Annotated in this window: 8 protein-coding genes; 6 read left to right on the top strand and 2 right to left on the bottom strand. The window is 64.3% G+C overall.

Features of this window, described 5'->3' with window-relative positions:
* Both smc and M0954_RS08305 read right to left on the bottom strand, forming a co-directional pair.
* A partial coding sequence (smc, locus tag M0954_RS08310; RefSeq protein WP_297352611.1) for a chromosome segregation protein SMC occupies positions 1-1,920 on the bottom strand: 1,920 nt, incomplete at its 3' end.
* Positions 1,921-2,068: 148 nt separating this feature from the next.
* Complete coding sequence (locus M0954_RS08305) at positions 2,069-2,998, bottom strand: DMT family transporter (RefSeq protein ID WP_297352609.1); 930 nt, start codon at positions 2,996-2,998, stop codon at positions 2,069-2,071.
* A 373-nt stretch (positions 2,999-3,371) separates the two neighbouring features.
* On the opposite strand from M0954_RS08305, the gene dapC reads away from it, so the two are divergent.
* The 6 genes from dapC to M0954_RS08275 form a co-directional block, all read left to right on the top strand.
* A complete protein-coding gene (gene dapC / locus M0954_RS08300) occupies positions 3,372-4,589 on the top strand; it encodes a succinyldiaminopimelate transaminase (RefSeq protein ID WP_297352607.1) in 1,218 nt (405 codons plus the stop codon).
* A gap of 65 nt (positions 4,590-4,654) precedes the next feature.
* Positions 4,655-5,494: a 2,3,4,5-tetrahydropyridine-2,6-dicarboxylate N-succinyltransferase gene (dapD, locus tag M0954_RS08295; RefSeq protein ID WP_297352605.1), complete on the top strand. Its 840-nt coding sequence runs from the start codon at positions 4,655-4,657 to the stop codon at positions 5,492-5,494.
* Positions 5,494-5,859: an ArsC family reductase gene (locus M0954_RS08290; protein WP_297352603.1), complete on the top strand. Its 366-nt coding sequence runs from the start codon at positions 5,494-5,496 to the stop codon at positions 5,857-5,859. The genes dapD and M0954_RS08290 overlap by 1 nt, the downstream gene beginning before the upstream one ends.
* Before the next feature lie 143 nt (positions 5,860-6,002).
* On the top strand, positions 6,003-7,142 hold the full coding sequence (dapE, locus tag M0954_RS08285; RefSeq protein ID WP_297352601.1) for a succinyl-diaminopimelate desuccinylase: 1,140 nt from the start codon (positions 6,003-6,005) through the stop codon (positions 7,140-7,142).
* A gap of 36 nt (positions 7,143-7,178) precedes the next feature.
* Positions 7,179-8,063, top strand: coding sequence for a 50S ribosomal protein L3 N(5)-glutamine methyltransferase (gene prmB / locus M0954_RS08280; RefSeq protein WP_297352599.1), 885 nt, complete (start codon positions 7,179-7,181; stop codon positions 8,061-8,063).
* 189 nt (positions 8,064-8,252) lie between these two features.
* The coding region (locus M0954_RS08275) for a phospholipase D-like domain-containing protein (protein WP_297352597.1) at positions 8,253-9,370 on the top strand (1,118 nt) is incomplete at its 3' end.

Raw genomic sequence — 9,370 nt, 5'->3', positions numbered from 1 at the left:
ATGACCTGCCTTGACGACAAATGAGCCGCCCTCCGGCAGTTGCGAACGCAGCGAGAGCGCCTGGGCAAGATCGTCGGCGACAAAAGCGAGACCCAGCCAGTCGTTCAGCACCGCACGCAGGCCAGCGTCGTCAATGCGCACCAGCGACAGCAGCGGCCGCAAAGCGGGCGGCGTCGCGGCGGGCGCTCCGGCTGCCGGCGGTGCATAAAAGGCGAGCTTGGCGGGCGGCGCATCGGTCGCGAAGGCCTTGACCCAATCGAGATTCGACACTTCCAGCGCAGCGAGGCGCTCGCGCAACACCGATTCCAGCGCGGTTTCCCAGCCTGCTTCGACGTGCAGCTTCTTCCACAGCCGCGGCAGGCCGTTCAATTCATGCTTCTCGAGCCACGGCTGGATCTTGCCTTCGGTCTGGACGTTTTCCTGCAACTGCTTGAGCGCAGCGAGGCGCGCGTCGAGCTGATGAATCTGGGCGGTTTCCGACTGCACGCGCTCCTGGGCGCTACGCCGTTCGCCGTCGAGGCGCGGCAGCGTTTCCTGGGCGTCGGCGAGGCGCGCCTGAGCGTCATGCAGAATTTCTTCGTGCTCGGCCAACTGCATGCGCAGCTCTTCGAGCTGGGTTTCGTCCGGTGCGTCGAGACCGCCCGCTTCCGACTTCAACCGCTCGTGACGCTGCTGCAACTGCTGCAGTTGCTGGTCGGCATTGCGCTGGTGCGCGGCTTCCAGCTTGAGCGCCTGCTCGGTCTGTGCAATGCCGCCGCGCTCTTCGTTCAGGTGTGTTTGCGCATCGCGCCAGCGGGCTTCGAGCGCGGGCATCGCGTCGTGCTTCGCAGCCGCTTCGTCTTCGGCGAGCGCGGCCTTTTCTTCCGCCACTGCCAGTTGTTCTGCAGCGTCTTCGAGGTCGTCCTGGGCCTTCTGGGCCTGCGACTGCCACTGCTCGCGCTGCGCGTTCAGCGCGGCGATCTGCGCCTGGACGCGATTGCGCGATTCGACGATGAACTTGATCTCGGCCTCGAGCCGGCTCACTTCGCCGTTCGCCTCGTAGAGCGCGCCTTGCGCGCCCTGCATCGCATCGCTCGCCGAATAGTGCGCCACGCGCAGCGTTTCCAGTTGCGCTTCGACTTCACGCAGCTTCGCGGTTTGGGCTTCGAGGTCGATCTGCGCCTGTTCGATGGCGCGTTGCTGGCGTTCCTGCTCGCCGCCGGCTTCGTTCTTACGCAGCAGCCACAAAAGGCGCTGCTTCGTCTCGCCGTCGGCCTGCAGTTCCTTGAACTTTGTCGCGACAACCGCCTGGCCTTCGAGCTTTTCCAGGTTCGCGCCGAGTTCGCGGACGATGTCTTCCACCCGCGTCAGATTCTCACGCGTGTCGTGCAGGCGGCTCTCGGTCTCGCGGCGGCGTTCCTTGTACTTCGACACCCCCGCGGCTTCTTCGAGGAATACGCGCAGCTCTTCAGGCTTCGCCTCGATCAGGCGCGCAATCATGCCCTGCCCGATGATGGCGTACGCCCGCGGCCCGAGACCGGTGCCGAGGAAGATGTCCTGGATATCGCGGCGGCGCGCCGGCAGGTTGTTGATGTAGTAGCTCGAAGTGCCGTCGCGCGTCAGCACGCGCTTGACGGCGATTTCGGCATACTGCCCCCACTGGCCGCCGGCACGGCCGTCGGCGTTGTCGAACACGAGTTCGACGCTGGCGCGGCTACCCGGCTTGCGCGCGGTAGAGCCATTGAAGATCACGTCCTGCATCGACTCGCCGCGCAGCTCGGAAGCGCGCGATTCGCCGAGCACCCAGCGCACGGCGTCGATGATGTTGGACTTGCCGCAACCATTGGGACCGACCACGCCGACAAGCTGGCCCGGAACCTGGAAATGCGTGGGATCGACGAATGACTTGAAGCCAGCGAGTTTGATCGAGGTCAGACGCACGGCGATATCGCTGATTGAAAAGGGAAAATAAAGGTGGACCGCAAGGGCCGCGCGTGCCGTTCCCAGCCACTGCGAAACGACCCACACGAACCCCGCGATACGGGCGCCGCGCACGCCCGGCAAGGCGCGTGACGGCAAGCAGGGGCAATCATACCATCGCGCGCGAGCCGTCCTGGGGCTTCGGGTCGAGCTTAGTGCGATGCACCCAACTCGACAACGCCGATGCCAGCACGATGCACGCGCCGCCGGCCCATTCGCGCGGGCCGGGCGTCTCGCCCGCAAAGAGCCACGCGGACATCGCCGTCACCACGATTTCGAACAGCATGATGATCGACGCGCGGTTCGCAGGAATGCGCGCCATGCCGTATTGCACCAGCATGTTGTTCGACGCCAGCAGGAAACCGAGGCCCATCACCAGCATGGCCGCCACGCCCAGGTGCGCGCCGGTGGGCGGCGCCGGCATCGCCTCGAACAACGACGCGCAGGCGCTGAAGATGGCCGCACCGCCGAAAATCGTCGCGGTGCGCATTTCCGCTTTCATCCCGGGCAGCACACGGCTCGTCTTGAGGATCAACACATTGCTCATGGCAAAGCCCATGCCGCCGGCGAGGCCACCCCATTCGGCCAGGTTCGCCGGCACCGGCAGACCCAACTGGGGCGACCACAGCATGGTCATCGCGCCCGCCAGCGACAGCGCCGCGAGTGCGGCACCGGTCCACGTCAGGCGTTCACGCAGGATGAAGTGAGCGAACAGCGCGGTCCACGCCGGGGTCAGGTAGAAGAGCAGCAGTACGCGCATGACCTGGCCATGGATCGAACCCCAGACGAAGCCCAGGTTCGTGACGCCGGCGGCCAGCGCCAGTGCGGGTAGCAGCCAATGCCAGCGGACGGTACGGATGGCGCGGTGGCGTACCAGCAGCACGAACAGGCAACCGGCGCCGCTCGTCAGGGCGCTGGCTGCCGTGCCCGTTACACCTAGCGCGGCCAGCATACGCAGCGGATACCAGATCATGCCCCACACCGAGGCGCCCAGCATGATGGCAAGCGCCGGCCAACTTGTGCGAATCCAGTTGTTCATCGTGCGGCGCTCCCGCTCCGGTTCTGGAGCGGGCCGGTCGAGCGCTGCACGGCGGCCGGACGTCCTGCAAGACCCGACTTGTCCTCAACCGCTAACTGACTTGCCACCTGAACTGCCACCAGCATTCTGTCTCCCAGTTTCTATTTGCGCGGGCCCCCTGACATGGGCCGCTTGGCCTGTAGCCTTCAACTCGCGGCGCTCGGGTGATTCAGCCCGGGCCTGCCAGGCACCGGGCCTGTCGCACCACGCTATAATCACCGATCCGCCGCCTGTGCCGTCATTTCACCGTCCCGATCGATGCGACGATGATTGCCGCCGCCGCACGTGCCCGTCACCTGTCTCCGCCCGTTTTCGATCAGGCTCGATCCGCCAAGTGAATCCGCTACTCGACACCCTCCAGTCCTATCCGTTCGAAAAGCTGCGCCTGCTTTTCAAGGACGTCACGCCGCCGGCCAATCTCTCGCACATCAGCTTCGGCATTGGCGAACCGAAACACCCGACCCCGGCGCTGATCCGCGACGCGGTGATCGCTTCGCTCGGCGGCCTGGCGGCGTATCCGGCCACGCTCGGTTCACAGGCGTTGCGCGAGTCGATTGCCAACTGGATCACGAAACGCTACAACCTGCCGCCCGTCAATCCGGCCACTGAAGTGCTGCCGGTTGCCGGCTCCCGCGAGGCGCTGTTTGCGCTCGCGCAGACCGTGATCGACCCGAAGCGAAACGCTGCGGGCGAGCCCGCGATCGTACTCTGCCCGAACCCGTTCTACCAGATCTATGAAGGCGCGGCCCTGCTGGCCGGCGCGCAGCCGTATTTTGTCAACAGCGATCCGGCCCGCAATTTCGCATGCGATTATTCGGCCGTGCCGGCCGACATCTGGGCGCGCACGCAACTGCTCTATGTCTGCTCGCCGGGCAACCCGACCGGCGCCGTGCTGACGCTCGAGGACTGGCGCGAACTGTTTGCGCTGTCCGACCGTTATGGCTTCGTGATTGCGTCCGACGAGTGCTACTCGGAAATCTATTTCGACGAAGCCAGGCCGCCGCTCGGCGCGCTGGAAGCGGCGCACAAGCTGGGCCGTGGCTTCGAGCGCATCGTGATGCTCTCGAGCCTGTCGAAGCGCTCGAACGTGCCGGGTATGCGCTCGGGCTTCGTCGCGGGCGACACGGCGATCCTCAAGCAATTCCTGCTATACCGGACATACCACGGCGCCGCCTTGTCGACCGTGTATCAGACTGCGAGCATCGCGGCCTGGAACGATGAGACGCATGTGCGCGAGAACCGCGCGAAATACGTGCAGAAATTTGCCACCGTCACGCCGATGATCGCCGGCGTGCTCGACGTGCGTCTGCCCGATGCCGCCTTCTACCTGTGGTGCAGAGTGGCGCGCACTGGCCTGACGGATACCGAGTTCGCCCAGCGTCTCTACGCCGACTATAATGTGACGGTTCTGCCGGGCTCGTACCTCGCGCGCACTGCGCACGACACGAACCCCGGCCGCAATTTCGTGCGCCTCGCGCTGGTCGCCGATGTCGACGAGTGCACCGAAGGCGCGCAGCGGATCGTCGATTTTTGCCATGCGCTCGCGCGCTAAGTGCGCCCGGCATGCAGCCCCTCTTCCTCAGACTTCAACTCTCTAATCCTCGATAAGCCACGAATATGTCGCAACAACTTCAGCAGATCATCGATACCGCCTGGGAAAACCGCGCAGACCTGTCGCCGAAGGCAGCCCCCGCCGACGTGCGTGACGCCGTCGCACACGCCATCGAGCAACTCGACAAGGGTTTGCTGCGCGTCGCCGAGAAGAAAAATGGCGAATGGGTCGTCAATCAATGGCTGAAGAAAGCGGTGCTGCTGTCGTTCCGCCTTGAAGACAACGCGCCGATGCCGGCTGGCGGTGGGGGTGTCAGCTACACGCAGTTCTACGACAAGGTGCCGTCGAAGTTCGCGAACTACACCGCTGAAGACTTCGCCGCCGGCGGCTTCCGTGTGGTGCCGCCCGCCATCGCGCGCCGCGGCTCGTTCATTGCGAAGAACGTCGTGTTGATGCCGTCGTATACCAACATCGGCGCGTACGTCGACGAAGGCACGATGGTCGATACGTGGGCCACCGTCGGCTCGTGCGCGCAGATCGGCAAGAACGTCCACCTGTCGGGTGGCGTGGGCATCGGCGGTGTGCTGGAGCCGCTGCAGGCCAACCCGGTCATCATCGAAGACAACTGCTTCATCGGCGCGCGCTCGGAAGTCGTGGAAGGCGTGATCGTCGAAGAGAACTCGGTGATCTCGATGGGCGTGTACCTCGGCCAGAGCACCAAGATTTACGACCGCGAAACCGGTGAGGTCACGTATGGCCGCATCCCGGCGGGGTCGGTGGTGGTGGCGGGCAACCTGCCGTCGAAGGATGGCTCGCATAGCCTGTACTGCGCTGTGATCGTCAAGAAGGTCGACGCGAAAACGCGCGCCAAGGTCGGTCTTAACGAGCTGCTGCGAGGCGACTGATGGCACGCGCCAACAAGACTGTGGTCTACGGCATCCCGAACTGCGACACCGTGAAGAAAGCCCGTGTGTGGCTGGAAGAACACGGCGTCGAGTTCGAGTTTCACGATTTCAAGAAGGCCGGCGTCACCGCCCCGCTCGTGCAGGACTGGCTCAAAGACGTCAAGCTCGACGCCTTGCTGAACCGGCGCGGCACGACATGGCGCGGTCTGCCGGACGACATGAAGGCTGCCGCAGACACGGAGCCCGGCGCGATTGCGTTGATGATCCACAAGCCTTCGGTGATCAAGCGGCCGGTGGTCGTGGTCAACGGGCGGGTCAAGACGCTCGGTTTTTCTGCGGAAGAGTACGAGACGTTGTTTGGCTGAAGCTGTTTGCCTGAGCTTGTTTACCCACGCGTCGAACGAGCGCCTGTTGCCTCGGGCGGCACGTGCATAAGAAGCTGTTGCCGGCTGTGGCGATTCACCCGCAGCCGGCATTTTTTCATTTCAAAGTGGCTAGTACTGAATCCATGTCCGGCACCCTCGCCCTTACCGAACAACTGATCGCGCGCGCTTCAGTTACGCCCGACGACCAGCATTGCCAGCGCATCCTGATCGAGCGCCTCACGGCGCTCGGCTTCGAGTGCGAGACTATCGAATCGCACGGCGTGACGAACCTGTGGGCCGTCAAACGCGGCGTCGACGGCACGCGCGGCAAGCTGCTCGTGTTCGCCGGCCATACCGACGTGGTGCCGACCGGCCCGCTCGAGCAGTGGAGCTCGCCGCCGTTCGAACCGACCCATCGCGACGGCATGTTGTACGGACGCGGCGCGGCTGACATGAAGACTTCGATTGCCGGCTTCGTGGTCGCCAGCGAAGAGTTCGTGGCAGCGCATCCGGCGCATCGCGGCTCGATCGCATTCCTCATCACGAGCGACGAAGAAGGCCCCGCCACCGACGGCACCGTAAAGGTCGTCGAAGCGCTGAAGGAACGTGGCGAGCGGCTCGACTACTGCATCGTGGGCGAACCGACTTCAAGCGCGCAGTTCGGCGACATGGTGAAGAACGGCCGGCGCGGCTCGATGTCCGGCAAGCTCACTGTCAAGGGCGTGCAAGGCCACATCGCCTATCCGCATCTGGCGAAGAACCCGGTGCATCTGCTAGCGCCCGCGCTGGCGGAACTGGTGGTCGAGCGCTGGGACGATGGCAACGAATACTTTCCGCCCACCACGTGGCAGGTGTCCAACATCCACAGCGGCACCGGCGCGAGCAACGTGATCCCGGGCCACGCAGACGTGATGTTCAACTTCCGCTTTTCGACGGCGAGCACGGTTGAAGGCCTGCAGAGCCGCGTGCACGCGATCCTCGACAAGCACGGCCTCGAATACGATCTGCAATGGTCGGTGAGCGGCCTGCCGTTCCTGACACCGCGCGGCGACCTGTCGAACGCACTAGCGAAGGCGATCAAGTACGAAACCGGCGTCACAGCCGAACTGTCGACCACCGGCGGCACCTCGGACGGCCGTTTCATTGCCCGCATCTGCGAACAGGTGGTCGAGTTCGGCCCGCTGAACGCCACCATCCACAAGATCGACGAGCATATCGACGTCTCTCATATCGAGCCGCTCAAGAACGTGTACCGGCGCGTACTCGAACAACTGATCGCTTAAACCGCTTAACCCTGGCCCGCCAAGGACACCCCCGCGATGACGCTCCCGTTTTCCACCGTCCGCGATCTGCTGCGTTTCGCAGTGACGCGCTTTAACCAGGCCGAACTGTCGTTCGGCCACGTTTCGGCCAACGCTTACGACGAAGCCGCCTACCTCGTGCTGCACTCGCTGCATCTGCCGCTCGATCTGCTCGAGCCGTTTCTCGACGCAAAGCTGACCGCGGCGGAAATCGACGCCGTACTGAGCGTGATCGAGCGCCGTGCCGCCGAACGCGTGCCGGCCGCCTACATCACGCAGGAAGCGTGGATGCACGGCTTCCGCTTTCACGTGGACGAACGCGTGATCGTGCCGCGCTCGTTTATCGGCGAGCTGCTGCAGGACGGTTTGCAGCCGTATGTCGAAGATCCCGAGCAGGTTGGCGCGGTGCTCGAACTGTGCACCGGCTCCGGATGCCTCGCAATTCTCGCGGCGCATGCCTTCCCGAACGCCGATATCGATGCCGTTGACCTGTCGAAGCCGGCGCTCGAAGTGGCGACGCGCAACGTCGACGAATACAAACTCGACGATCGCATTGCCCTGTTCGAAGGCGACCTGTTCGAACCGCTGCCGGAGCGCCGCTACGATGTGATCATCGCCAATCCGCCGTACGTCAACGCGCAATCCATGGCGACGCTGCCGGCTGAGTACCGGCATGAACCGGAGATGGCGCTGGCCGGCGGCGCGGACGGCATGGACATCGTGCGCAGGATCATCGGCGTGGCGCGCAACTGGCTGACCGAGGATGGCGTGCTGGTGATCGAGATTGGCAACGAGCGCGCGAATGTGGAAGCGGCGTTCGGTGGCCTCGACCTCGTTTGGCTGTCGACCAGCGCCGGGGACGACAACGTGTTTCTGATCCAGGCGGCTGATCTGCCGGGCTGAGTTCCCAGGCCAGGCGTCCAACCCGTCGCCGACCGTCGGCGAGCACCTTCGCCCTCGCCACTGCAACGAACAGCAAAGAATCCACCGAACCCGACCGCAAGGCGAACGGGTTCGGTAAGATGAGCGCGATCGACTTCCCTACCCTCATGCCGAACGGTCGGGAAGCGCACAAAAATTCTTCGCGCGCCTATGCAATTCGACTTCCTTCATATCGCACCGCTCGTCCTCCTCGCCCATCTGCTGGGCGTGATCGCGGCGTGCCATGCCATTCTGAACACGCGCACCTCCCAAGGCGCGGTGGCATGGGCGGTATCGCTGGTAGCCATGCCGTATCTGACGCTGGTGCCGTATCTTTTCCTCGGACGCAGCAAGTTCCGCGGTTACGCCGACGCGCGCCGTATCGAAAACGAGTCGCTCCGTACTCAGGCCCACCCCCACGCGTGGGACGAGCAAGCCTCGTCGGCTGGGCGGCCGACCGAGGAACTCGGCCCCCAGCTCGTGAGCTCGCTGACGCGTCTGGGCGGCATGCCGTTCCTGCCAGGCAACTCCGTGCGCACGCTGGTGAACGGCGAAGCAACCTTTGCTGCGATCCTCGAAGCCATCGACCAGGCACGCAGCTACATCGTCGTGCAGTTCTTCATTGTGCGCGACGATTCGCTCGGCGAGATGCTGAAGGACGCGCTGCTCGCCAAAGCCGCACAAGGCGTGCGCATCTATTTTCTCTACGACAGCATCGGCAGCTTCGATCTGCCGCACAGCTATGTGGCCGGGCTGCGGGCCGGCGGCGTAGAGGTGCATCCGTTCGCCACCAACCGGCGCTTCGTCAACCGCTTCCAGCTCAACTTCCGCAACCACCGCAAGATCGTCTCAGTGGATGGCGAGCGGGCGTTCGTCGGCGGACATAATGTCGGCGTGGAATATCTCGGCGCCAAGCCACCGCTGTCGCCGTGGCGCGATACGCATATCGAGGTGCGCGGACCGGTGGTCGCCAGCATCCAGTTCGTGTTTACGGAAGACTGGTACTGGGCGACCCAGACCCTTCCGCCACTCGATATGCCGTCTTACAAGCCAAACAACGAACCGGGCGACGAGGGCATGCATTGCATCGTCATGCCCACCGGCCCCGCCGACAAGCAGGAAACCTGTTCGCTGTTCTTCGTCGAAGCGATCAACGCGGCCCGCGAGCGGATCTGGATCACCACGCCTTACCTGGTGCCCGACGAAGCGGTGTTTTCGGCGCTGCGGCTAGCGGTGTTTCGCGGCGTGGACGTGCGCATCCTGATTCCGAGCCGGCGCGACCACTACGT

The organism is Paraburkholderia sp., from assembly GCF_026225065.1.
Taxonomy (GTDB): Bacteria; Pseudomonadota; Gammaproteobacteria; order Burkholderiales; family Burkholderiaceae; genus Paraburkholderia.
This window is presented reverse-complemented; position numbering and strand designations above follow the sequence as displayed.

Excerpts from the sequence above, each read along its gene's own strand:
- dapD (WP_297352605.1), top strand. The coding sequence starts at position 4,655 with ATGTCGCAACAACTTCAGCAGATCATCGATACCGCCTGGGAAAACCGC.
- M0954_RS08290 (WP_297352603.1), top strand. The coding sequence starts at position 5,494 with ATGGCACGCGCCAACAAGACTGTGGTCTACGGCATCCCGAACTGCGAC.
- prmB (WP_297352599.1), top strand. The coding sequence starts at position 7,179 with ATGACGCTCCCGTTTTCCACCGTCCGCGATCTGCTGCGTTTCGCAGTG.
- M0954_RS08305 (WP_297352609.1), bottom strand. The coding sequence starts at position 2,998 with ATGAACAACTGGATTCGCACAAGTTGGCCGGCGCTTGCCATCATGCTG.
- dapE (WP_297352601.1), top strand. The coding sequence starts at position 6,003 with ATGTCCGGCACCCTCGCCCTTACCGAACAACTGATCGCGCGCGCTTCA.